This is a genomic window from Arthrobacter sp. Leaf234 (assembly GCF_001422665.1).
Classification (GTDB): Bacteria; Actinomycetota; Actinomycetes; order Actinomycetales; family Micrococcaceae; genus Arthrobacter_D.
The window spans coordinates 107,404-130,269 of record NZ_LMLU01000007.1; the positions used below are offsets into that span (position 1 = coordinate 107,404).

20 protein-coding genes and 1 pseudogene are annotated in these 22,866 nt (G+C 69.1%); 9 read left to right on the forward strand and 12 right to left on the reverse strand.

Annotated features, from left to right (window positions below):
* Window positions 1-26 precede the first annotated feature (26 nt).
* Complete coding sequence (locus tag ASF21_RS12760) at window positions 27-803, reverse strand: thioesterase family protein (RefSeq protein WP_055771873.1); 777 nt, start codon at window positions 801-803, stop codon at window positions 27-29.
* A 306-nt stretch (window positions 804-1,109) separates the two neighbouring features.
* On the opposite strand from ASF21_RS12760, the gene ASF21_RS12765 reads away from it, so the two are divergent.
* From ASF21_RS12765 to ASF21_RS12785, 5 genes are all read left to right on the forward strand, one after another.
* Window positions 1,110-2,720, forward strand: a complete 1,611-nt coding sequence (locus ASF21_RS12765; protein WP_082471545.1) for an MDR family MFS transporter — start codon at window positions 1,110-1,112, stop codon at window positions 2,718-2,720.
* A gap of 110 nt (window positions 2,721-2,830) precedes the next feature.
* Complete coding sequence (locus ASF21_RS12770; RefSeq protein ID WP_082471546.1) at window positions 2,831-3,724, forward strand: pentapeptide repeat-containing protein; 894 nt, start codon at window positions 2,831-2,833, stop codon at window positions 3,722-3,724.
* A gap of 128 nt (window positions 3,725-3,852) precedes the next feature.
* Window positions 3,853-4,830 (forward strand): SGNH/GDSL hydrolase family protein, encoded by a 978-nt coding sequence (locus ASF21_RS12775; RefSeq protein WP_055771876.1) that lies wholly within the window; start codon window positions 3,853-3,855, stop codon window positions 4,828-4,830.
* 59 nt (window positions 4,831-4,889) lie between these two features.
* On the forward strand, window positions 4,890-5,792 hold the full coding sequence (locus ASF21_RS12780; RefSeq protein ID WP_055771879.1) for a neutral zinc metallopeptidase: 903 nt from the start codon (window positions 4,890-4,892) through the stop codon (window positions 5,790-5,792).
* A 56-nt stretch (window positions 5,793-5,848) separates the two neighbouring features.
* Window positions 5,849-6,610, forward strand: coding sequence for a glycosyltransferase (locus ASF21_RS12785; RefSeq protein ID WP_055771882.1), 762 nt, complete (start codon window positions 5,849-5,851; stop codon window positions 6,608-6,610).
* On the opposite strand, the gene ASF21_RS12790 is transcribed toward ASF21_RS12785, so the two are convergent.
* Together ASF21_RS12790 and ASF21_RS12795 are read right to left on the reverse strand one after the other, a co-directional pair.
* Window positions 6,607-7,233 (reverse strand): DNA alkylation repair protein, encoded by a 627-nt coding sequence (locus tag ASF21_RS12790; protein WP_235498970.1) that lies wholly within the window; start codon window positions 7,231-7,233, stop codon window positions 6,607-6,609. The two genes, ASF21_RS12785 and ASF21_RS12790, sit on opposite strands and share 4 nt — an antisense overlap.
* Window positions 7,230-8,000 (reverse strand): CPBP family intramembrane glutamic endopeptidase, encoded by a 771-nt coding sequence (locus ASF21_RS12795; RefSeq protein ID WP_055772345.1) that lies wholly within the window; start codon window positions 7,998-8,000, stop codon window positions 7,230-7,232. The genes ASF21_RS12790 and ASF21_RS12795 overlap by 4 nt, the downstream gene beginning before the upstream one ends.
* A gap of 253 nt (window positions 8,001-8,253) precedes the next feature.
* Between ASF21_RS12795 and ASF21_RS12800 the strand changes: the two genes are divergently transcribed.
* On the forward strand, window positions 8,254-9,168 hold the full coding sequence (locus ASF21_RS12800) for a ribonuclease Z (RefSeq protein WP_055771886.1): 915 nt from the start codon (window positions 8,254-8,256) through the stop codon (window positions 9,166-9,168).
* Between the two features lie 346 nt (window positions 9,169-9,514).
* Here ASF21_RS12800 and ASF21_RS12805 read toward each other — a convergent pair whose 3' ends face one another.
* The gene (locus ASF21_RS12805) at window positions 9,515-9,772 is read right to left on the reverse strand and encodes a hypothetical protein (RefSeq protein WP_055771888.1); all 258 of its coding nucleotides are present in this window, start codon (window positions 9,770-9,772) and stop codon (window positions 9,515-9,517) included.
* Between the two features lie 680 nt (window positions 9,773-10,452).
* On the opposite strand from ASF21_RS12805, the gene ASF21_RS12810 reads away from it, so the two are divergent.
* A complete protein-coding gene (locus ASF21_RS12810; RefSeq protein ID WP_055771891.1) occupies window positions 10,453-11,493 on the forward strand; it encodes an AAA family ATPase in 1,041 nt (346 codons plus the stop codon).
* An 82-nt stretch (window positions 11,494-11,575) separates the two neighbouring features.
* Here ASF21_RS12810 and nrdF read toward each other — a convergent pair whose 3' ends face one another.
* The 8 genes from nrdF to ASF21_RS12850 all read right to left on the reverse strand — a co-directional run bounded on the left by nrdF (window position 11,576) and on the right by ASF21_RS12850 (window position 20,792).
* On the reverse strand, window positions 11,576-12,550 hold the full coding sequence (nrdF, locus tag ASF21_RS12815; RefSeq protein WP_055771894.1) for a class 1b ribonucleoside-diphosphate reductase subunit beta: 975 nt from the start codon (window positions 12,548-12,550) through the stop codon (window positions 11,576-11,578).
* Window positions 12,551-12,636: 86 nt separating this feature from the next.
* Entirely contained in the window at window positions 12,637-14,796 is a 2,160-nt protein-coding gene (nrdE, locus tag ASF21_RS12820) for a class 1b ribonucleoside-diphosphate reductase subunit alpha (protein ID WP_055771897.1), read from the reverse strand.
* The gene (nrdI, locus tag ASF21_RS12825; protein WP_055771900.1) at window positions 14,793-15,266 is read right to left on the reverse strand and encodes a class Ib ribonucleoside-diphosphate reductase assembly flavoprotein NrdI; all 474 of its coding nucleotides are present in this window, start codon (window positions 15,264-15,266) and stop codon (window positions 14,793-14,795) included. Before nrdI ends, nrdE begins: the two co-directional genes overlap by 4 nt.
* 38 nt (window positions 15,267-15,304) lie before the next feature.
* The gene (gene nrdH, locus ASF21_RS12830; RefSeq protein WP_055771903.1) at window positions 15,305-15,550 is read right to left on the reverse strand and encodes a glutaredoxin-like protein NrdH; all 246 of its coding nucleotides are present in this window, start codon (window positions 15,548-15,550) and stop codon (window positions 15,305-15,307) included.
* 472 nt (window positions 15,551-16,022) lie between these two features.
* Window positions 16,023-17,285 (reverse strand): SAM-dependent methyltransferase, encoded by a 1,263-nt coding sequence (locus tag ASF21_RS12835; RefSeq protein ID WP_055772349.1) that lies wholly within the window; start codon window positions 17,283-17,285, stop codon window positions 16,023-16,025.
* 131 nt (window positions 17,286-17,416) lie between these two features.
* Window positions 17,417-18,697, reverse strand: coding sequence for a class I SAM-dependent methyltransferase (locus ASF21_RS12840; protein WP_055771906.1), 1,281 nt, complete (start codon window positions 18,695-18,697; stop codon window positions 17,417-17,419).
* The gene (locus ASF21_RS12845) at window positions 18,694-19,419 is read right to left on the reverse strand and encodes a DUF1365 domain-containing protein (RefSeq protein WP_055771910.1); all 726 of its coding nucleotides are present in this window, start codon (window positions 19,417-19,419) and stop codon (window positions 18,694-18,696) included. The genes ASF21_RS12840 and ASF21_RS12845 overlap by 4 nt, the downstream gene beginning before the upstream one ends.
* Window positions 19,416-20,792 carry an NAD(P)/FAD-dependent oxidoreductase gene (locus ASF21_RS12850; protein WP_055771913.1) on the reverse strand — a complete coding sequence of 459 codons (1,377 nt, stop codon included), beginning with the start codon at window positions 20,790-20,792 and terminating at the stop codon, window positions 19,416-19,418. Before ASF21_RS12850 ends, ASF21_RS12845 begins: the two co-directional genes overlap by 4 nt.
* Window positions 20,793-21,012: 220 nt before the next feature.
* Between ASF21_RS12850 and ASF21_RS12855 the strand changes: the two genes are divergently transcribed.
* Both ASF21_RS12855 and ASF21_RS12860 read left to right on the forward strand, forming a co-directional pair.
* A complete protein-coding gene (locus tag ASF21_RS12855) occupies window positions 21,013-21,966 on the forward strand; it encodes a LysR family transcriptional regulator (protein ID WP_055771916.1) in 954 nt (317 codons plus the stop codon).
* A 273-nt stretch (window positions 21,967-22,239) separates the two neighbouring features.
* Window positions 22,240-22,803, forward strand: a pseudogene (locus tag ASF21_RS12860) (SDR family NAD(P)-dependent oxidoreductase); the annotation flags it as partial.
* Between the last annotated feature and the right edge of the window lie 63 nt (window positions 22,804-22,866).

The following is a 22,866-nucleotide window of genomic DNA, read 5'->3' on the forward strand; positions in this document are numbered from 1 at the left end:
CGCCCCGTCATTCCGGCAGGTGCCCCTCAGAGCTTCCGCACGGTGAGGATCTGCTCGAGCCGCCCGAACGGTCCGTCGAGGTCGTGCACCACGCTCGAGGTCAGTCCGACGCCGTCCTGCCCGAACGTCACCCGCGTGTCCAGGCCGAGCCACTCCCCCGCGGGCTCCCGGTACAGATGGACCTGCAGGTCCACGTTGGGGAACATCCAGCTGTCCCCGCCGGGCGCCACCCGCGAGGCGATGCCGTTGGCTGCGTCCATCATCCCGACCAGGCGGACCACATCGGGCGCTGCTGCGCCCTCCACCATGGCGTAGGGGTTCCGGAGCCACACCTGCCCGCGCCCCGGCCGGTGGCCGGGCACCACGCGTACGTCGAGCGACCGGATGAACCCGCCCGGCCACGCGGTCATGCCCTCATGGGGACCAGCGGCGTCGGGGCCGGGGATACGCGGGTCCTCCACCGCGGCGACGGCTCCGGTGTCCTGTGCGCTCAGGCGCCAGGCCCGGGCGACGATCGCGGTCCTGCCTGCGGCCTCCATCCTGGCCTCGAGCAGCTCGATCGTCCGCCCGGGACGCACGACGGCGGTGGTGATCTCGAACTCGCCCGCCGGGATCATCCCGAGGATGTCGAAGCCGATCCGGCTCAGCTGCATGCCCTCCCGCGGCGCGCACTCGAGCAGGCACTGCGTCATCAGCCCGGAGATCGGAGCCATGTGCTGTTCCTCCGGGTTCCACGCCCCCTGCGCGTTGAGCGTGGAGACGAACCGTCCGCCACCGAGTCCGCGGTAGAAAGAATCGGCCACAGGGAGTTCTCCTTCGTCGTCGGCACGGGATCGTGCGGGCCGGGACCGGCGATCCCCGACTCTGGCCCGGCGCGCCGCACCAGCCCTATGCTAGTGGAGCAGCGGACCGCCCGGGCCTGACGCGGACGACGGCCGGAGCCACCGTCCCGGGCAGGCGGACCGCGGGCGGAATAGACTCCCGGACCCAGGGGTTCAGGTAGTTGACCGGATCAACCATTCACCTGGACGGTCCCCTGTACACGCGCATACCGGCCCCGGATGGATCGTCCCGGCCGGGCGGCACCAGATCGAACCGAGCGGATCACGATGACCCAGAGCCCATCCTCCAGCGTCTCCGACGCACTACCCAGTCCCGAGGTGCCCGGCGTCGGGGCCGCGGCCGCGACGGCCCGTGCCGCGACACCACCCCGTCCCGACACGCGCGCCGGTGCCCCGTCCGATGCGCCGTCCGATGCGCCGTCCGATGCGCGCCGGACCGCCGGTCCCGTCGGCGCTGCACTCCCGCCCCGCGACAAGCTCGTCATCACACTCCTGCTCATCTCCGCGTTCGTCGTGATCCTCAACGAGACGATCATGGGCGTGGCGATCCCCCGGCTGGTCGAGGACCTCGGGATCACGGTCGGTGCCGGGCAGTGGCTCAGCACCGCGTTCATGCTCACCATGGCCGTGGTCATCCCCATCACCGGCTACCTGCTGCAGCGCTTCGACACCCGCCCCGTCTTCATGGCCGCCATGGGCCTGTTCAGCCTCGGCACCCTCATCGCCGCGATGGCGCCCGGCTTCGGTGTCCTGGTGATCGGCCGTGTGGTCCAGGCGAGCGGCACCGCCATCATGATGCCCCTGCTCATGACCACCGTCATGACGCTGGTCCCGCCCGCCTCCCGCGGCAAGATCATGGGCAACATCTCGATCGTCATCTCGGTGGCTCCCGCCCTCGGTCCCACGATCTCCGGAGCGATCCTGAGCGTGCTCGACTGGCGCTGGATGTTCTGGCTCGTCCTCCCGATCTCCCTCGCCGCGCTCGCCATCGGCGCGGCCAAGATGCAGAACGTCACGGAGCCCCGCCGGTCGGCCATCGACGTGCCCTCCGTCATCCTGTCCGCCGTCGCCTTCGGCGGCATCATCTACGGGTTGAGCCAGCTGGGCGAGGCATCGACCGGCAGCGCCGTCCCCGCGTGGATCCCGCTCGTCGCCGGCATCGCCGGTCTGGCCCTCTTCATCACGCGTCAGCTCGTCCTGCAGCGCAGGGACGCGGCCCTGCTGGACCTCCGGGTATTCACCTCCGGCAACTTCACCATCTCGATCGTCGCGATCGCCGTCAGCATGATGGCCCTGTTCGGCACGATCATCCTCATCCCCATCTACGTGCAGACCGTGCTGGGCATGGACCCCCTGGTGTCCGGACTCCTCCTGCTCCCGGGCGGGCTGGCCATGGGCCTGCTCGGCCCCGTGGTCGGTCGGATCTACGACCGCCGCGGACCCCGCGTACTCCTGGTGCCGGGAGCCCTGCTCGTCAGCGTGGTGTTCTGGGCCATGACACGGCTCACCGAGACCACACCCTTGCAGCTGGTGCTCGTGGCGCACGTGTTCCTCAGCATCGGCCTCGCCCTGATGTTCACGCCGCTGCTGACCTCGGCCCTCGGGTCCGTCAAGCCGCACTTGTACTCGCACGGCAGCGCCGTGTTCGGCACGGCCCAGCAGCTGGCCGGTGCCGCCGGGACCGCGCTGTTCATCTCCGTGATGACCCTGCAGACCACTGCCCTGGTCTCGGAGGGCGTCGGGGAACTCCCCGCCATGGCCGGCGGGATCAGGGCCGCGTTCATGTACGGCGCGATCATCTTCCTCCTCGCCGTCGTCGCCTCCTTCTTCGTCCGCGCGCCGCAGCAGGACGGCGCCGCACCGACGCCCGTGCACTGACACCCGCGCACTGACACCGGCGCGCCGGGCGCGTCAGCACGAGCCCCGCCGGACTCCGGCGGGGCTCGTCCTGCCTGTGGCACAGTGGAGGTTCCGCCACGCTTGCATCGATGGCCGACGCCAGCCGCATCCGGAAGGACCCCGTGCCCGCCGTCCCCCTGCACCTGACCGGGTACCCGGAGGTCCCCCTGACCGCCGACTGCTCCAGCTGCTTCGCGCTGTGCTGCTCGGCGCTCGGTTTCGAGCGCTCCAGCGACTTCGCGCACGACAAGCCGATCGGCCGCGCCTGCCACAACCTCGCCGACGACTTCTCCTGCACCATCCACCGGAAGCTGCGCGATGCGGGCTACAAGGGCTGCACCGTCTTCGACTGCTTCGGGGCCGGCCAGCAGGTTGCCCAGCTGACCTTCGGCGGACGCAGCTGGACCGACCACCCGGAGGTGCGCGCACCGATGTTCGCTGCTTTCCCCGTGGTCCGCGACCTGCACGAGATCCTCTGGTACCTCGATGAGGCGCTGGCCCTGGCCGCCGGCGCACCGGAGGTCCCGTCCGATGTGAGAACCACGATCGCCGCGCTCACCGAGGAGACCACCGCCCTCGCGCGCCTGGACGCGGTCCGCCTCCCGGGCCTCGACCTCGGCGCCCTCCGTCGGCGGGTCGGCGACACGCTGACGGCCGTCAGCGTGTCCGTACGGCGCAGCGCTGCCGGCTCGCGCCACCCCCGCCGTCTCGGCCCCGGTGCCGATCTGCTCGGCGCGGACCTCACCGGCCGCATGCTCCGCGGAGCCGATCTCCGCGGCGCGTACCTCATCGCCGCGGACCTCTCGGGCGTGGATCTCGACCGGGTGGACCTCCTCGGCGCGGACCTGCGTGACACGCGCCTGCACGGTGCGGATCTCTCCGGCGCCCTGTTCCTCACGCCGATGCAGGTCGCGGCGGCGCTGGGTGACCGGGCCACCCGACTGCCTCGACGGCTGTCGGCGCCGCAGCACTGGCTCGCCTGAGCGGTCCTCCGGAGCGCGAGCGCACGCTCCGGAGTGTCCTGGCCGGGCGGCCGCGGACCGTCGTGCCACCCCGATAGGCTGGTCCCCGGGATGCCGGGTGGAGGCACCCAGGGGGAGAGCGGATCACGATGACCAGCACCACGGAGAGCGAGGCCGTACCCGTGGCCTGGGGCGCCGACAGGAACCGCCTCCGGATCGGGGCGGTCGCCCTGATCGCTTCGCTGACACTCGTTCCCGGGGTGGCGCCGGCCTCGGCAGCGCCCGCCGACGCGCAGGAGTCCAGCCGCACCACGACGGAGTCCATCGTCCTGCCCCATTGGGACATCCCTCGACCACGATCGGAAGACGTCCTGCACACCCCGGCCGTGACCGGTCCGACGACGGTGCTGCCGGCCACCGTGGTGTCGGTCCCCGGCCTGCAGGTCGGGAGCACCGCGACCAACCCGACGACCGGCAGGCGAGAGGTCGTGGTGCCGACGGTGCGCCGGACGGCCGTGCTCATCGGTGACTCGCAGGCGGCCGGCAAGGATTCCTGGCCCCAGCTCGCCCTGCGCGCCCTCGGCTACGAGGTCCGCTTCTTCGGCGCGGGAGGTACCGGATTCGTCGTCGCCAATCCGAGCATCGACGCGCCGAACTACTACGACTCCCTGACCAGCAACACCTGGGTCCTGCCGCACGGCGACCCCGCGCTCGTCGTCGTCCAGGGAGGCGGGAACGATGCCGGGCGGCGCGCATCGGACGGGGACATCCTCGGCAGCGCCAACGCCCTGCTCCTCGGGCTCGAACGGACCTACCCCCGGTCTCGCGTCATCATGATCGGCACCCTGAGCCGCAGCTCCCGAGACGGCGGTGGTCGCCGTGCAGAGGTGGACGCACTCCTCGGGGATCTCGCCGCCGCGCGGGGCATCACCTTCGTCTCCGTGGGCGACTGGCTGACGGCGCACGAACTCGAGGACGACCTGGCCGACGCCGTCCACCTCACCCCCGAGGGCAGCCGGAAGGCCGCGGCGATCCTCCAACGCGAGCTCGACACGCTGAAGGTCGGCGTGTCCGAGGTCCGGGTGGATCCCGGGACCTGGCCGCGCGCCGGCCGGCCGCTCGCCTAGTGGTGCGGCGCGTCACCCTCCGTACACCGCCGGACGCTAAGTCGGCTTATGGTTGATCCATGAGTTTCAACGACAGGACCCACCTGGACCCCTCCCGGGTCAGTGACCGGCGAGGACGGGGCCGCGGCGTCGCCGTCGGCGGCGGCGTGGGTGGGGGGCTCCTCCTGATCCTCTCCCTCATCTTCGGTCCGGGTGTCGTGGACCAGCTCGGGCTGCAGGACGGTACCAGCACGGCCGGACCGGGCGACGACGGTGGCGGTGCCATCAGCGAGTGCGTCTCGGGGATCGAGGCGAACGAGCGGCTGGACTGCCGCATCCTCGCGACGGCGGAGAGCCTCGACAGCTTCTGGCTCCCCTACCTGGACGAGTACGGGGTCGCCTACACCCAGCCCGGCGTGGCCCTGTTCACCGACCGCACGGACACCGGCTGCGGCACGGCGACCAGCGCCGTCGGACCCTTCTACTGCCCCGTCGACGAGCAGACCTACTACGACACCGCGTTCTTCGACGAACTGGTCACGCAGTTCGGCGCATCGAGCGGCCCGCTGGCGCAGGAATACGTCGTCGCCCACGAGTTCGGCCACCACGTCCAGAACCTCATCGGCACGCTCGGCGCCGCCGGGCAGGACCCGCAGGGCGAGGAATCCGGCGGCGTCCGCGTCGAGCTGCAGGCCGACTGCCTGGCCGGGATGTGGGCTGCACACGCCACGACGGTGGAGGACCCGGAGTCCGGCCAGCCGTTCCTGCTCCCGTTCTCCACGACCGATCTCCAGGACGCACTGTCCGCTGCCGCGTCCGTCGGCGATGATCGCATCCAGGAGGCCGCGACGGGCCGGGTCGATCCCGAGGGGTGGACCCACGGTTCCAGCGCCCAGCGCCAGGCCTGGTTCTCGCAGGGGTACGAGACCGGAGACCTCCGGTCCTGCGACACCTTTGCCGCCGCCGACCTCGACACCCCCTGAGACCTCCCTCCCCGGTATCCGCCCCCATCCCCCTGCACACCCCCGAAGGACCACTCGTGACCGACCGGCTCGCCGTCGTCGTACCCGTCTTCAACGAACCCGGCATCACGCACACGCTCGAGGCGCTGCTCGGGCAGCGAGATCTCGATGGCCTGCACGTCTACGTCGTGGACAACAACTCCACCGATGACACCGCACAGCGCGTCCGGCAGTTCGCCGCCGCACACCCGTCCGCCGGACTCACGCTGCTCACCGAACGGCAGAAGGGCACGGGAGCAGCCTGCGACACCGGTTTCCGGACCGCGATCGCCGACGGCTACACCGTGATCGCCCGCACCGACGGCGACAGCGAACCGGCCGAGGACTGGTCGGCGCGTATCCGCCGCACGTTCGCGGAGCACCCGGAGGTCCAGCTGCTCGGCGGGACGAGCGTGCCACTGCGGGATCACCACTACCGCTGGGGCGACGACATCCTCATGCCCGGCGCGCTGAGGCTCCTGCGCGTTATGATGGCCGCCGTCCATCTCGACGTCGCCTTCCTGCGCTTCGTGGCCGGGCACAACATGGCCGTGCGGGCCTCCGCCTATCTGGCCACGGGCGGGTTCGGGCGGACCGCGATCGACACCCGCGACGAGGACATCGACTTCTCCGCCCGGGTGGCGCGCCGCCTCGGCTACAAGGCGGTCCGCATCGACCCCCGCCTGCGGGTCGCCACGTCCATGCGGCGGGTCCGCCGGTACGGCGTGGGGATGATGGGGATCCATCACCTCGTGCCGGCACTGCGTGGACGACTGATCCGCACCATCGACATCCGCTAGGGCGCGCCACTGGATCGCACCAGGGCGATCGCCTCCTCGACCTCCGGGACCCGGCTCCGCTGGACGCCCGAGATGGAGCGGACCGTCCGCCGGAAGGCGTCGTCGTCGCCGTTCCCCGACCGGTAGGCGGGCAGGTGGGCGAGGACGGCCGCACGCCGCAGCAAGGGCTCGTCGGTGCCGGCCCACCGGGCCACCACGGCGCTCGCACGCGCCGCATCCTGCCCCGCCAGTCGCTGCAGGAGGCTTCCGACGACGTCGACGGCGAGCGCATCCACGAGGTCGCGCAGGGCGGCGGACCGGATGAAGCCCTCAATCCGGGTGAGGTCGGAGTGGCGGAGCAGTCCGGACGCGGACTGCAGGAGGACGACGGCGGCGAGCCGCCGCTCGTACACGGGCGTGGACCACAGCGCGCTCGCGAGGGCGGTGACGTCGTCGTGGTCCAGGGCGGGATAGCGGCGTCCGGCATTCCGGACACTGCCCCGGACGGCGCCGACCGAGGCCCCGTAGTACTCGAGCTCGGTGCCGAAGCGCCGCTCGTGGTCCTCCGCCCGCTCCCACGTGCTCTCGTACTGCAGGGACTCGTCGATGAAGTCCAGGGCCTCTGCCACCCGCTCGGCGCTCACCAGACGAAGATGTCGATCCAGGCCCGGTTGTGGGCGTGGATCAGGACGAGGAACAGGACGAAGTCGAAGAGCAGATGCACGCAAATGATGTAGGAGAGCGAGCGGGTACGCGTGAAGATGAAGGCCTGCAGCAGGGCGAACGGGAAGATGAAGAACGGCGCCCACGCGTGGAAGCCGAGCTCCCAGAGGAAGGACGTGAACAGGACGGCCTGCAGGATGTTGGCCTGGGCCATCGGGAGGTGCCGCCGCAGGAGGGCGAACACCGTGCAGATGAAGAACAGTTCGTCCCAGATCCCGAGTCCGTTGGTGCCGACGAACAGGCGGGCCACCTCGCCCGGCTCGTCCGCGGCCGGCCAGTTCGCGTAGACGCCGGTACCCAGCATGTACACGGGGAGCAGCGCGTAGCCGATCACGAGGACCGCGGGCAGATACCACTTCTCCGCGCGCGTCCAGGGCTGGCCCGTGCGGACGGGGAAGGTGATGGCATGGTCACGGTAGATGAAGCGGGACACTGCGTACGGCACCCCGACGGCAAGGATCATCGCCGCTCCCATGAGGGTCATGTGGTCCACGCTGATGTCCGTGGTAATCGGGACCAGGCTCATGACCGTCAGGCTGAAGGCGACGAGCAGGAGGTCGCGGAAGAACGCCCGGTCGACGACGGCGGACACCGCGAGAGCGAGCACGAGGAGTCCGTAGCCGATCGCCGGCTGATGCAGCACCAGGAGGGTGAAACCCGCCAGGGACACGAGGTTTGCAGGGAGCAGCGCCCAGGACGGCGTCCGCCAGGAGCCCGCCGCCCACGATCGGGCGGCCCTCGCCGTCGGCCGCTCGCCGCGGAGTCCCACGGCCGCCACTCCGGGCTGCTGCTCCACCACCCACGCTCCTTCAGCGGTTCCGATCCCTCCCCCGGCGGTGTGCCGCCCGGGCTACGTCTCCGCCATTGTCTCCCCACCGAGGGAGGCCACACTACCGAGGCGCGACGGCCCCTGCGTTCCTCCTCGGTGTAAGACTGGGACCATGCGCGAGCTCGTCATCCTCGGGACGGCGTCCCAGGTGCCCACCAGGACCCGCAACCACAACGGGTACTTCCTGCGGTGGGAGCGCGAGGGCATCCTCTTCGACCCCGGCGAGGGCACGCAACGGCAGATGCTCCACGCAGGGGTCTCCGCCTCGAAGATCACGAGGATCTGCCTGACCCACGTCCACGGTGACCACTGCTTCGGGCTGCCCGGAGTCCTCTCCCGGATGGTGCTCGACGGTGTCCCGCACCCCGTGCACCTGCACTACCCGGCGTCGGGCGGCGAAACGGTCCGCGCGCTCGTCTCCCTCGCGACGCCGGGCCTCGATCTGCACCTGCATCCGCACGGGGCTGCCGGACCGGTTGCGGACTATGTCGACGTCGAGCCGCTCCGCCACCGCATCGAGGCCTACGGCTACCGGGTGACCGAGCCGGACGGACGGACCTTCCTCCCGGCGCGCCTCGAGGCAGCGGCAGTCAGCGGCCCCGACGTCGGACGCCTGGCCCGCGATGGCCGCTTCGGGGACCTGCGACTCGAGGACGTCAGCGTGCACCGTCCCGGGCGGCGGTTCGCCTTCGTCATGGACACGGCGGTCTGCGAGGGCGCGTTCGCGCTGGCGGAGGGCACCGATCTCCTCGTCACGGAGAGCACCTTCAGCGACGCCGACGCACGGCTCGCCGAGGAGTACCTCCACCTGACGGCGGGGCAGGCCGGCTCCATCGCTGCGTCCGGCGCGGCGACGTCACTGGTCCTGACACATTTCTCGTCCCGCTACGACGACGTCGGACTGCTCGCCGCCGACGCCCGGCGGACGGCCGGGACCGCGACCACTGTGGTCGCGGCGTCGGACCTGGACCGGATCGCCTTCCCCGTCCATCGATCGACCGATCCGCTCGCCAGGAGGGCGAGATGAGCGATCAGCGCGCAGGCATTCCGTGGGATGGCGCGCGGTCGGCCGACCTGAGCAAGGGGGAGGACCGCGTCCCGCTCCAGCGACCTACGCGGGCGGCGGCGGCGTCGACCATCCGCGCGCCCTCGCGTGGGCGCACCGAATCCCGGAGATCGTCAACGCACTCATCGGCGCTGGGCTCACGATCCTCCACCTGGACGAAGGCACCACCCTCCCGGGGCGGTTCTCCCCCGCGCGGTGGAGATCGACGACGGCTTCGCGTGGCCGGAGCCCGAGCGCACACTGATTCCCTGCACCTCCACGATCATCGCGCGGAAACCGGCGGCCTGGCTCAGTCGCCCGTGGCCTGTCACCGGACCGTGCCGCCGTCCCTCAGGCGCCGGAGATCGTCGAGCTCGACGCGACGCGCACGCCTCCCGCGCAGCGCGAGCAGGATCCAGTAGCCCGCGAGCCCGATGCCCACCACGAGGAACACCCAGTCGAGGCTGTTGCCGGCACCATCTGCCAACCGGACGATGATCGGGATGGTCAGGAGCACTGCTCCCAGGAATCCCATGATCTGCATGGCGTCGCTGTGCAGCCTGTCGTCATTTGTCGAATTCCCCATGGCTCCACCCTGTCAGGGTCGGGCGACAGAGTGAAGGGCGGCCCCTTCCGGTGAGGCCGATCCACCACCGACCGGACGGCGCGGCAGGAGCGGGGAGCACTCCGGCCTCGACCCCGACGGGTGTCGCCGCGGCGCCGCCAGAGGGTTGGCCGCCCTAGGAGCACCGGCGGCATGGCCGGGAGCGCCGGCAGGGCCGGCAGGGCCGGCAGAAGTGAAGACGATGTGTCCATGCAGCGACAGAAGGCCTTCTCTCGGGGGATTCCCGCACCCACGTCAGCCATGGTGGCGTCCGGCCTCCTCCTGCTGGTGGGGTCGTTCCAGGCAGCGCTCGCAGCAGGCGCGCCCTTGGGCCCCGCCGCCTATGGCGGCGCGGTGGTCGGTCGCCTGCCGTCAAGACTGCGTGCGTCCAGCGCAGTAACCAGCGATACTAAGGCGACACCCGGACGCTCACCGGAGTGTGACGACGGGCAGGGGCTTCACCACTGACCCTGCCGTCGCTCTCCGGCGCCACGAGCGTCGCTGAAACAGCCTGGAATTGGGCCCGTGCCCGCTCTTCCCGTGCGGTAGCGTGGTGATGATCCCGTTGGACTGGCGGGACACCACCAGGCTTCGACGGGTGCGGTGGCTGACCTTCCGGTGGGACAGCTGGCGGCTGCCGGTCAGCCGCGCAGGAGGACGACATGGCCGCTGGCCGCAATCCACTCGACGACCTCCGCGAGACGTTGAGCCACCTCACGGATCAGCTCAAGTCCTCGGGGTCGGAGCGCGTCGAGGATCTACGCGGGGAGTACTTTGCAGCGCGCCCCGGTCCGGCCCGCCCGTTGGCCGAAGTGCAGGCCGAACTCGACGCCCTCGTGGGACTGGACACGGTCAAGGAGCAGGTGCGCGCTCTTGTCGCCCTGCTCCAGGTGCAAGCACGCCGGAAGGCGCACGGACTGCCCGAGGTGGCGACGTCACAGCATCTCGTCTTCCTCGGCAACCCGGGGACCGGGAAGACCACGGTCGCGCGGCTTCTCGCCGAGATGTACCGCGCTGTCGGACTGCTGCAGAAGGGGCACCTCGTGGAGGTGGACCGGTCCGGCCTCGTGGGGCAGTATGTGGGGGCGACCGCCATCAAGACGGACCGGGTGATCCGGCGGGCACTCGACGGCGTGCTCTTCATCGACGAGGCGTACGCACTGACGCCCGACGACGGCCGGATGGACTTCGGTCCGGAGGCCATCGAGGTCCTGCTCAAGCGCATGGAGGACCATCGGCATCGACTGGTGGTCATCGTGGCCGGCTATCCGCAGCTGATGGAGGCGTTCCTCCTGTCGAACCCCGGGCTTCGCTCCCGTTTCGCCCGGGAGATCACCTTCCCCGACTACTCAGTGGACGCGCTCCAGACGATCTTCCATCAGATGCTGGGCCAGCACGAGTACGTCCTTGCCGACGGCGCGGGCGAGATGCTCCGCCGCATCTTCCTGGGCCTGCACGTCGGAGAGGATTCGGGCAACGCACGCTTCGCCCGCACGCTGTTCGAGCAGGCACTGAACAGGCAGGCGCTCAGGCTCTCGCTCGACGAGGGCCGGGACTTCGACGCCCTCGACCGCGACGCCGTCATGACCCTCACCGCCGAGGATCTCGTCGAGGCCGCTCAGGCTCTGGGTGGCGAACCGCAGCCGGAACCAGTCCCCCGCCCCGAGCCGGAACCGTCGCGCTGGTGGAGCTGGCTGACCTAGTCGTCAGAGCGTCCGACGGCGGATATACAGACGGGCCCGGACGGAGGATCTCCGGCCGGGCCCGCTCTCGAAGTACTAGGACCTAGAAGTCCCAGTCCTCGTCCTCGGTGTTCACGGCCTTGCCGATGACGTACGAGGAACCCGAGCCGGAGAAGAAGTCGTGGTTCTCGTCCGCATTCGGTGACAGCGCCGAGAGGATCGCCGGGTTCACATCGGTGACGGACGACGGGAACATCGCCTCGTAGCCGAGGTTCATCAGGGCCTTGTTGGCGTTGTAGTGCAGGAACTTCTTGACGTCCTCGGCCAGGCCCACGCCGTCGTACAGGTCGTGGGTGTACTGGACCTCGTTCTCGTACAGCTCGAAGAGCAGCTCGAACGCGTAGTCCTTGATCTCCTGGCGGCGCTCCGGCGTCGCACTCTCGAGCCCGCGCTGGAACTTGTAGCCGATGTAGTAGCCGTGCACGGCCTCGTCACGGATGATCAGGCGCACCAGGTCGGCCGTGTTCGTGAGCTTGGCGCGGGAGGACCAGTACATGGGCAGGTAGAAGCCGGAGTAGAACAGGAAGCTCTCGAGCAGCGTCGAGGCGACCTTGCGCTTCAGGGGATCGTCACCGCGGTAGTACTCCGTGACGATGCTGGCCTTCTTCTGCAGGTTCACGTTCTCCGTGGACCAGCGGAACGCCTCGTCGATCTCCTTGGTGGAGGCCAGGGTGGAGAAGATCGAGGAGTAACTCTTGGCGTGCACCGACTCCATGAACGCGATGTTCGTGAGGACGGCTTCCTCGTGCGGCGTGATCGCGTCGGGGATCAGGCTCACGGCGCCGACCGTCGCCTGGACGGTGTCGAGCAGCGTCAGACCGGCGAACACGCGCATGGTGAGCTGCTGCTCGTCCGGCGTCAGCGTGGCCCACGACTGCACGTCGTTGGACAGCGGCACCTTCTCGGGCAGCCAGAAGTTGTTCACCAGGCGGTTCCAGACCTCGACGTCCTTGTCATCCTGGATGCGGTTCCAGTTGATGGCCTGGACCTGGTCGACGAGCTTCAGCTTCTCGCTCATGGTGTGTTCCTTGTCTGGGGGTGTGGGTGGTGCCTGGTGGAACGGGGATGCCGGACCGGGCGTGATGCCCGGTCCGGCGGGAACTGCTAGAGCATGCAGGAGACGCAGCCCTCTACCTCGGTCCCTTCCAGCGCGAGCTGGCGGAGACGGATGTAGTACACGGTCTTGATGCCCTTGCGCCAGGCGTAGATCTGGGACTTGTTGATCTCACGCGTGGTCGCGGTGTCCTTGAAGAACAGCGTCAGGGACAGGCCCTGGTCCACGTGCTGCGTGGCAGCGGCGTAGGTGTCGATGATCTTCTCGTAGCCGATCTCGTACGCGTCCTGGTAGTACTCCAGGTTGTCGTTGGTGAGGTACGGCGCCGGGTAGTACACGCGGCCCAGCTTGCCCTCCTTGCGGATCTCGATCTTCGACGCCACCGGGTGGATGGAGGAGGTCGAGTTGTTGATGTACGAGATGGAGCCGGTCGGCGGGACGGCCTGCAGGTTCTGGTTGTAGATGCCGTGCTCCATGACCGACGCCTTCAGTGCGCGCCAGTCCTCCTGCGTGGGGATGTGAACGTCGGCGAACAGCTCACGGACGCGCGGCGTCGCCGGCTCCCACACCTGATCGGTGTACTTGTCGAAGAACTCTCCGCTGGCGTACGTGGAGCGCTCGAAGCCCGCGAACTGGCGGCCGGTCTCGATGGACATCAGGTTCGACGCACGGATGCAGTGGTACACCACGGAGTAGAAGTAGATGTTGGTGAAGTCCAGGCCCTCCTCGGAGCCGTAGTGGACCCGCTCCCGGGCGAGGTAGCCGTGCAGGTTCATCTGGCCGAGGCCGATGGCGTGCGAGGCGTCGTTGCCCTTGGCGATCGAGGGCACCGAGCTGATGTGGCTCATGTCCGAGACGGCCGAGAGGGTGCGGATCGCGGTCTCGATGGTCCGGCCGAAGTCGGGCGAGTCCATGGTCTTCGCGATGTTCAGCGAGCCGAGGTTGCAGGAGATGTCCTTGCCCACCTGGTCGTAGGACAGGTCCTCGTTGTACGTGGTGGGCTCGGAGACCTGGAGGATCTCGGAGCACAGGTTGGACATGATGATCTTGCCCTCGATCGGGTTGGCCCGGTTCACGGTGTCCTCGAACATGATGTACGGGTAGCCGGACTCGAACTGGATCTCCGCGAGGGTCTGGAAGAACTCGCGGGCCTTGATCTTGGTCTTCTTGATGCGGGCGTCGTCCACCATCTCGTAGTACTTCTCGGTGACCGAGATGTCGGAGAACGGCATGCCGTAGACGCGCTCGACGTCGTACGGGGAGAACAGGTACATGTCCTCGTCGCGCTTGGCGAGCTCGAACGTGATGTCGGGGACCACGACGCCGAGGGACAGCGTCTTGATGCGGATCTTCTCGTCCGCGTTCTCGCGCTTGGTGTCGAGGAAGCGGTTGATGTCCGGGTGGTGGGCGTGCAAGTACACGGCTCCGGCACCCTGGCGGGCGCCGAGCTGGTTGGCGTAGGAGAAGCTGTCCTCGAGGAGCTTCATCACGGGGATGACGCCGGAGGACTGGTTCTCGATCTGCTTGATCGGCGCGCCGACCTCGCGGATGTTCGTCAGGGCGAAGGCGACGCCGCCACCGCGCTTGGAGAGCTGCAGGGCCGAGTTGATGGAACGGCCGATCGACTCCATGTTGTCCTCGATACGGAGGAGGAAGCAGGAGACGAGCTCGCCGCGCTGGCGCTTGCCGGCGTTGAGGAAGGTGGGAGTGGCGGGCTGGAAGCGGCCGTCGATGATCTCGTCGACCATCTGCAGGGCGAGCTGCTCGTTGCCGCGGGCCAGGTGGAGGGCGACCATGCAGACGCGGTCCTCGTAGCGCTCGAGGTAACGCTTGCCGTCGAACGTCTTCAGCGTGTACGAGGTGTAGTACTTGAAGGCACCGAGGAAGGTCTCGAAGCGGAACTTCTTGGCGTAGGCGCGCTTGAAGAGATCGCGGATGAAGTTCATCGTGTACTGGTGGAGCGTCTCGCGCTCGTAGTACTCGTTCTTCACGAGGTAGTCGAGCTTCTCCTCGAGGTCGTGGAAGAACACGGTGTTGTTGTTCACGTGCTGCAGGAAGTACTGGTGCGCGGCCTCGCGGTCGGCGTCGAACTGGATCTCCCCGCTCGGTCCGTACAGGTTGAGCATGGCGTTGAGCTCGTGGTAGCCCATGTCCTTGAAGCGCTCTACTGCGGCTGCGGGTGCGCCCGTCTCCGTCTCTGCAACACTCATGTCCAAAACTCTTCCAATCCTGTGGTTACGCGGGTGACGTCCTCGGACGTTCCCATGACTTCAAATCTGTAGAGGACCGGCACGTTGCACTTGGCGGCGACAATGTCGGCGGCAAGGCAGTAGGTCTCACCGAAATTGGTGTTACCGGCCCCGATGACCCCGCGGAGGAGGCTGCGGTTCTGCTCGTTGTTCAGGAACTTCACGACCTGGCGGGGCACAGCGCCCTTGCCGGTGATCCCGCCGTAGGTCGGAAGGACCAGGACGTACGGCCTGGTCGCCTGCAGGGTCGGCTCCCTGGTGAGCACCGGCATGCGTGCGGCCCTGACCCCCAGCTTCTCCACGAAGCGGTGGGTGTTGTCGGAGACCGACGAGAAGTAGATCAGTGCGGCATCGGTGACCGTCCCCTCTGCCGCGCCGGCTGCTGCCGGATCGGCAGAGGTGGAACGATCATCCACGGTGAGGATGCTCATCGCCCGATGCCCGGCCTGCCGATCCCCGAGGGGATCGCTCAGGCCACCGAGCTGACGGCCGAGTCGGCGATCGCGCTGATCTTGTCGGGGCGGAACCCGGACCAGTGGTCGTTGTCCGTGATGACCACGGGAGCCTGCATGTAGCCCATGGAGCGCACGCGCTCGAGGGCCGCGGGGTCCTCCGAGATGTCGACGCTCTGGTAGGCGATGCCCTTCTTGTCCAGAGCGCGGTACGTGGCGTTGCACTGTACGCAAGCCGGCTTCGTGTAAACCGTGACCGTCATGTCCTAGTCCCCTTTTCGTCTACTGCTGTGGTGCTGTGTCATGGGTGGAGTGCGGCCCCGGACAGGGGAAGAAATCCGGGGATTTCCGCGCTTCCGGGCCCATGCCCGTCCAGCGGTTGTTTCTGTAGTTCGATACTACATCTAGTGCGCACCGCTCGGGTGGACCCCTAGATGATGTATTACAAGTATGTCATTACCGGTCCGCGTAGTCCACACGATGTCCACAGATCGAGGCTGTCGGAAAGCCCGGAAACGAGCGATTCCGGCACCCTGGCGGGGCCTCGGTCCACACGCTGTGGAGGAGTTCCACACAGGCAGAGAAAACCCCGTGTCGTCATTCCGCGGCGTGTCGCGGACGTCCCGCCGCACCCGGCGGCGGCCGGCCTCGACCTGCAGACGACGACGGCCGGCACCGCTTCCGGGGAGAAGCGGTACCGGCCGTGGGACCGCCGTGAGGGCGGCCGGGGCAGACCTACCGGAGCGGGCGCTCCGCGAGGATCTGGTCCACGCCCATGCGGCCGTCCCGGAACGTCATGGACGCGCCGACCATGTAGAGACGCCAGACCCGGGCGACCTCCTCGCCCATCATCGCGACGGCGCGGTCCCAGTTGGCCTCGAAGCGGTCCTCCCAGGCATCGATGGTCCGCACGTAGTGTTCGCGGAGCGCCTGCACTCCGCGGATCTCGAAGCCGGCGCCCTCGATCAGGTTGACGGTGTCCCCCACGGGCCGCATGTGCATGTCCGGGGCGATGAAGGACTCGATGAAGGGCCCTCCACCCGGGTGCTTGCCGTGCCGCGACATCTGCTGGATGAGGACCTTCCCGCCGGGGGCGACGTTCCGGAACAGGGTGGACGTATAGGTCCCGTAGTTCTCCTCGCCCACGTGCTCCCCCATCTCGAGGGAGGCGACGGCGTCGTAGGGTCCGTCACGCACGTCGCGGTAGTCCTGGAGCCGGATCTCGACGCGGTCGCCGAGTCCCCGCTCCGCGATGCGCTGGTCGATGAACGCCTTCTGCTCCTTCGAGATGGTGACGCCGGTGACCCTGGCGCCGAAGTGCTCGGCGGCGTACAGGCTCAGGGACCCCCAGCCGCACCCTACGTCGAGGAACCGCAGCCCCGGCTTCCGGTCGAGGCCCACCTTGCGGCAGACGAGGTCCAGCTTGTCGCGCTGGGCGTCCTCGAGGGAGTAGTCAGTATCGTCGGAGAGCCAGTAGCCGCAGGAGTAGGCCATGTGGTCGTCGAGGATGAGGCCGTAGAAGTCGTTGGAGAGGTCGTAGTGGTGGCTGATGGCCGCGCGGTCACGCAGCAGGCTGTGCAGGCGGCCCTTGATCTTCGCCTGGGATGCCGGCGCCGGCAGGGGCGGACCGAAGGCCCCGACCTCGCGAGCCACCTTCGTCAGCTGCAGGACGAGCTGCGGGGTCAGCCGCGGCATCGAGAGTCCGCGCTGCCCGATCACGGTCCACAGGTGGGTGAGCGCCTGCCCGAGGGATCCGGGGACGTCGAGCTCGCCGGTGACGTAGGCCTGGGACACGCCGAGCTCACCCGGACTCCAGAGGATGCGGCGCAACGCGTTAACGCTGTTCAGGCGGACCTCGGGCTGGTCCTCGCCGCCCGCAGCGCTGCCGTCCCAGGCGACGAGCCGGACGGGGAGCTCCCCACCGACGATCGGTGCGAGGATCCCGGCGAGCTTCTGCGCGATCCCCTCCGTCCCGCTGCCCGATCGGCCGGTGGACATGGTGCCCTGCTCGAGGTCAGTCACGCGATACTCCTTGGTGGGACGGATGGGGACGGTATGGGCCAATTCGGGCCGCAGGGAACAACGAGAAGAGCGGGAAGCTCGGGAAGCTCGGGACGAGCGGGGGCCCGTCAGGGCCGCCGGTCGAAGATGAGCTGCTGGACGTCCAGGTAGCCGGCCTGGAAACCCGCCCGCGAGTAGCAGAGGTAGAACTGCCACATGCGCTCGAACGTCTCGTCGAAGCCGAGGGCCGCCACGTCGTCGTGCCGCGCGAGGAAACGTTCCTCCCACAGGCGGAGCGTCTGCGCATAGTGGTCGCCCATGGAGAGGCGCTCGCGCACCCGCAGGCTGGTGTAGCGGTCGGTGACGTCCTCGATGGCGCGGACCGAGGGGATGAATCCCCCGGGGAAGATGTACTTGTGGATCCAGGTGTAGGACCGCCGCGTCGCCATCATCCGCTCGTGCGGGAGCGTGATGGCCTGGATGGCCACGCGGCCGCCCGGGGCGAGGACGCGGTCGATCGTCTGGAAGTACACGGCCCAGAACTCGTAGCCCACGGCCTCGATCATCTCGACCGACACCACGGCGTCGTACTGGCCCTCGACCAGCCGGTAGTCCTTCAGCTGCACCTCGACGCGGTCCGCGAAGCCGGCGGCGCTGATGCGCTGCTCCGCGAGCTCCTTCTGCTCGCTGGACAGCGTCACCGACACCACGGTGGCTCCGCGGGCGGCGGCCCGGAGCGAGAGCTCCCCCCAGCCGGTACCGATCTCGAGGACCCGCGTGCCCTGGCCCACGTTCGCCTGGTCGAGCAGGCGGTCGATCTTGCGCTGCTGCGCGGCGGCGAGTTCGTCCCACTCCACGTGCAGGAGATCCTTGCCGGTGGCATCGAAGAGGGCACTCGAGTAGGACATGGTCGGGTCGAGGAACAGGGCGAAGAGTTCGTTGGAGAGATCGTAATGCCGCGAAATATTCGAGCGCGTGTTGGCCGTGCTGTTCCGCTCGCGCCGGGGGGGCTTAGGCAGGGAGAGCCCGCGGAGCTTCTGCAGCGGCACGGGCACCAGGTGCGCGGCACGCGCCGCGAAGACCTGGATCACCTCGGTGAGGTCCGACGCCGTCCAGTCCCTGGCCATGTAGGACTCACCGAGACCGATCAGGCCACTGTCGCCGAGCCGGGCGTAGAAGTCGGCGGGCCGGTGGATGCGCATCTCCGGCCGTGGGCCGCCGCCGGGCGCGCCCAGGATGGTGCCGTCGTCGTGGATGACCCGGAGTTCGAGGGTGTTGACGGCCGCCGAGAAGATCTTCTCGGCGATGGTGGCCCGGACCTTGCCCCGCCTCCCGCCGGGGACGCCGGCGATGCCCGGCCAGGCGGCCGGATCGACGTCCGCCTTCGAGGGAACAACTGTGGTGCTCATCGAACTGCCTCCTGGTGTTCATGGAGCGGCCTGGGACTGATGGGCAGCCGCCGCAGCCAGAGTCTAATCCCCTGCCAGCGGATCTGGACGACGACGCGGAGGGGTGCCAGGGGGACCGCGAGCGCCATCCGGACCACGTTCGCGGGGGTCGCGGGCAGGCGGTGTCCGGTCATGGTGGCGGTGAAGGGTGCCTGCTCCTCGCGATGCAGCACGATCGCGACGCCGAGTCTCTCGGCGGGCTCGGGCACGCGCATCTCGTAGTACCCCTCCACGGGGTTGAACGGCGACACGTAGAACGCCTTCGGGGTGTGGGCCGTGCCGTGCGCATCGACGTCGAGCAGATAGCAGTGGCGCTCCCCGTAGGTGTTGTGCACCTCGGCGACGACGGCGGTGAGGGCGCCGGAGCGGTCATGGCACCAGAACAGCGACAGCGGATTGAAGACGTGCCCGAGCACCCGGCCGCTCGAGAGCATCGTGACGCGTCCGCCGTCGTCGTTCCTGCCCTGCGAGCGCAGGAAGGCTGCTACGTTCTCGCGGATGCTGCGCCCGCGCGAGCCGAGATGATCCTCGGGGAGGAACCGGGCGAACGGGGCGAGCCAGCGGGGCAGGACGGGGAGGTCGTCGAGGTCCACGAGCCAGCTGTAGCTGCGGTAGGTGAAGTCGTTGCGCAGCGGCGTCCGCCGGACGTGGCGGATCGTCGTCGGGTAGAGGAAGGCGCTCATGCCCGTACGTCGGCGAGTTCCGTGGCGGGGTTCCCGTCCCACGACCCGCCGATGCTCTCCGCGGCGCGGCGGCCGGATAGGGCTCCGTCCTCGTGGAATCCCCAGCCGTGGTACGCGCCGGCGAAGGCGATCCGGTCGTCACCGAGCTCCGCCAGCCGCGCCTGGGACGCGAGGGACTGCGGCGTGTACTGGGGGTGCTCGTAGACCATCGTCTTCAGCACGGTCGACGGATCGATCAGCTCACCCTCCCCCAGGCTGACGATGAAGCGGTGGTTGGTGCGCCCCTCGAGGCGCTGGAGCCTCGTCATGTCGTAGGACACGAGGACGCGGTCCGGCGTGGCATCGCACGAGGGCAGGCGGTAGTTCCAGGAGGCGCGGGCGCCGTGCACGCGGGGCAGCACCGACTCGTCGGTGTGGAACTGCGTGGTGTTCACGGAGTAGGGCATGGTGCCGAGGACCTCGGCGGCGTCGCCGCTCGGCTCCTCGAGCATCGCCAGGGCCTGGTTCGGATGCGTGGCGATGACGACGGCGTCGAACAGCTCGCTCGCACCGGCGGTCGTGACGAGGACGCCGTCGTCGGTCTTCCTCACGGCGGTCACAGGACTGGACAGCCGCACGTCGTCGAGGACGTCGACGATGCGCCGCACGTACTCGTTGGAGCCTCCTGTGACGGTGCGCCACTGGGGAGAGCCCTTGATGGTCAGCATGCCGTGGTGGTCCATGAAGGAGAACAGGTACCGGGCCGGGTAGGCCAGGGCCGTGGTCGGATCGCAGGACCAGACGGCCGATACCACGGGCGTCATGAAGTGGGAGGTGAAATAGGCGCTGAAGCGGCCCCGGTCGAGGAAGTCGCCGAGCGTGGGCTCCCCCTCGCCGGCGGTGCCCGCCGAGGCGTCGTCACTGTGGCGCAGGAGCGCCCGTGCCGACCGCTGGAACCGCAGGATCTCGGCGAGCATGCGGAGATACCGGCCGCGGAGCAGCACACCGGGCTGGGCGAACACCCCGCGCCGGCCCTTGGCCCCCGCGTACTCCAGGCCGCAGCCGTCACAGCGGATGGACATGCTCATGTCCGAGTCCTGGGTAGGCACGCCGAGTTCCTCGAAGAGCCGGACCAGGGTGGGGTAGGTTCGGTCGTTGTGGACGATGAACCCGGTATCGACGCCCGTCGTCGTGCCGTCCGCGAGATCGACCTCGTGGGTGTGCGCGTGACCGCCCGGGCGGTCGTCGGCCTCGAAGAGGGTGACCGCGTTGCCGTTCCGGAGGATCCAGGCGGCCGTGAGGCCCGAGACACCGCTGCCGATCACGGCGACCCGGCGGCCGGCCGGCTGCCCGCCGCGGGTAAGCTCGACGGAACCCGTCTCGTCGTCGGACATGTCTTCTCCTGCCGGTCGTGTGGCTGTACGGCGGAGCATCCGCAGGTTCCCACGGACTCGCCGCAAGCCGCCACACCCCGCCGGGACACCGGTGGATCGGACTCCAGAGACCTGTCGCACAGTTGATTCGGGAGAAGTTCGGAGCAACACAGATTCGGGATTGGTGCAACCACTTCTTCCGGTCGGGGGAATCATGGACCAGCCAGGGAGGACGTGCTAAATGGTCAATCCGATCCACCTGCGCACACTGCTCGAGGTGATCCGCCACGGGTCCTTCAGCGGCGCGGCCACCAGCCTGGGGTACACGGCGTCGGCCGTCTCCCAGCAGATGTCCGCCCTGGAGCGCGATACCGGGGCCACCCTCTTCACCCGCACAGCCCGCAGTGCCATCCCGACCGACGCGGCCCTCGCCGTGTCCCGCCACGCCGCGAAGGTGCTCACCGACATCGACGCCCTCCTCGCCTCCACGGCGCGCGCCGGAGCCGGTCCCGCCCACGAGCTGCGGCTGGGGATCTTCCCGAGCCTTGCGACGTTCGCGCTGCCCCGACTCCTCGGTATGCCGGAGTGGCAGCGGCTCGGCGTATCCCTCCGCGTCTTCGTCGGCGAGCCCGCCCACACCATCCAGGGCCTGCGCACCGGCGGCGATCTCGACCTGGCCCTCGTCTACCAGGTGGGGCAGGCCGGGCTCGCCTGGCCGTCGACGCTCAGCCGTCAGTGGATCGGCGACGACGACTTCCGCGTCATCCTGCCCGCGACCTGGGGGATCCGCAGCGGCGCCCGCATCACCGCGGACCAGCTGGCCGACATGCCGTGGATCATGCACCACCCGGGCACCGCCGACGCGACCGTCATCGAGCGTCTCTTCGCGAGCTGCAACCTCCACCCTCGAATCGCCGCCTACTGCGACGACTTCAACGCGACCCTCGAACTCACGGCCGCGGGCCTCGGCGCCGCCCTGGTCCCCGACCTCGCGATGGTGAGCCGACCCGAGGGGATCGTGACCCTCGACGTCCCGGAGATCCGGCTGGCGCGGAGCATCTTCGCCCTCCGGACGGGAGACGCGGACGACGCCCGCGTCCGCCTGTTCATGGATCACCTCGCCGAGATCCTGCACACCCGGAGCATCGGCCCCAAGCACACCCCGCACGTGCTCGCATCCCCCACCGCCCACTGATTCCCCGTTGCGGGTCCCTCGGAGCCGTCCGTAGGTTCGAGAGACCCGCGGGAGGAACCCCCAGGGCATCGGAGGAGCGAGCATGCGCATCAGGAACCGTGTCGTGGTCATCACGGGAGCTGCGAGCGGGATCGGACGCGCGACGAACTGCGCTTCGCCCGCAGGCACGTGGACCTCGTCCTCGCGAGCAGGCGCGTCGAGGCGCTCTAATCCCTCGTCACCGAATGCACCGCCCTCGGCTCACGGGCCGTCGCCGTCCCGACGGACACCTCCGAGTACGACGCCGTGCAGGAGTTGGCCGGCCGCGCCGTGGAGGAGTTCGGCCGCATCGACGTCTGGGTCAACAATGCGGCGGTATCCTTCTTCTCCCCCTTCCTCGACGTCCCGATGCGGGACTTCCAGCGGGTGATCGACGTCAACCTGATGGGGTACGTCCACGGAGCGCGCGCCGCACTCGAGCGCATGCAGGATCAGGGGGCAGGGGTGCTCGTGAACGTCGCCTCGATCATCGGCGAGGTCCCCCAGCCGTACACCTCCGCCTACTCCGTCTCCAAGGCCGCCGTCCGCGCCCTCGGGGTCAGCCTCCGCTCCGAACTGACCCTCGACCGGAAGAAGCGGATCCACGTGTGCACGGTGCTGCCACCGACCGTCGACACCCCCTTCTTCGACCACGCGGCGAACTACACGGGGCGGCGAGCGGTCGCCATGCCACCCGTGTACACGGCCGACCGTGCAGCGAACCGTCGCGGGCAGTGCGCTCCTCGGCGCAGCACTCGGCGCCCTCGTCCTCGCCGAACCGCTGAAGACCGGGGTCCCCGTCGTGGCGGGCAGGGCTGAGACCCTGGTGCGGGATCTGCTGGGCGCCGACTGACGGGAGAGCCGTCCGGCGTCCTGCACGCC

What these genes read in the sequence shown, in the direction of transcription:
- ASF21_RS12835 (WP_055772349.1), bottom strand. Translation starts at nt 17,285, where the DNA reads ATGTCCACCGGCCGATCGGGCAGCGGGACGGAGGGGATCGCGCAGAAG.
- ASF21_RS12775 (WP_055771876.1), top strand. Translation starts at nt 3,853, where the DNA reads ATGACCAGCACCACGGAGAGCGAGGCCGTACCCGTGGCCTGGGGCGCC.
- ASF21_RS12805 (WP_055771888.1), bottom strand. Translation starts at nt 9,772, where the DNA reads ATGGGGAATTCGACAAATGACGACAGGCTGCACAGCGACGCCATGCAG.
- nrdF (WP_055771894.1), bottom strand. Translation starts at nt 12,550, where the DNA reads ATGAGCGAGAAGCTGAAGCTCGTCGACCAGGTCCAGGCCATCAACTGG.
- ASF21_RS12780 (WP_055771879.1), top strand. Translation starts at nt 4,890, where the DNA reads ATGAGTTTCAACGACAGGACCCACCTGGACCCCTCCCGGGTCAGTGAC.
- ASF21_RS12850 (WP_055771913.1), bottom strand. Translation starts at nt 20,792, where the DNA reads ATGTCCGACGACGAGACGGGTTCCGTCGAGCTTACCCGCGGCGGGCAG.
- ASF21_RS12770 (WP_082471546.1), top strand. Translation starts at nt 2,831, where the DNA reads ATGGCCGACGCCAGCCGCATCCGGAAGGACCCCGTGCCCGCCGTCCCC.
- nrdE (WP_055771897.1), bottom strand. Translation starts at nt 14,796, where the DNA reads ATGAGTGTTGCAGAGACGGAGACGGGCGCACCCGCAGCCGCAGTAGAG.
- ASF21_RS12765 (WP_082471545.1), top strand. Translation starts at nt 1,110, where the DNA reads ATGACCCAGAGCCCATCCTCCAGCGTCTCCGACGCACTACCCAGTCCC.
- nrdH (WP_055771903.1), bottom strand. Translation starts at nt 15,550, where the DNA reads ATGACGGTCACGGTTTACACGAAGCCGGCTTGCGTACAGTGCAACGCC.
- nrdI (WP_055771900.1), bottom strand. Translation starts at nt 15,266, where the DNA reads ATGAGCATCCTCACCGTGGATGATCGTTCCACCTCTGCCGATCCGGCA.
- ASF21_RS12840 (WP_055771906.1), bottom strand. Translation starts at nt 18,697, where the DNA reads ATGAGCACCACAGTTGTTCCCTCGAAGGCGGACGTCGATCCGGCCGCC.
- ASF21_RS12845 (WP_055771910.1), bottom strand. Translation starts at nt 19,419, where the DNA reads ATGAGCGCCTTCCTCTACCCGACGACGATCCGCCACGTCCGGCGGACG.
- ASF21_RS12855 (WP_055771916.1), top strand. Translation starts at nt 21,013, where the DNA reads ATGGTCAATCCGATCCACCTGCGCACACTGCTCGAGGTGATCCGCCAC.
- ASF21_RS12810 (WP_055771891.1), top strand. Translation starts at nt 10,453, where the DNA reads ATGGCCGCTGGCCGCAATCCACTCGACGACCTCCGCGAGACGTTGAGC.
- ASF21_RS12800 (WP_055771886.1), top strand. Translation starts at nt 8,254, where the DNA reads ATGCGCGAGCTCGTCATCCTCGGGACGGCGTCCCAGGTGCCCACCAGG.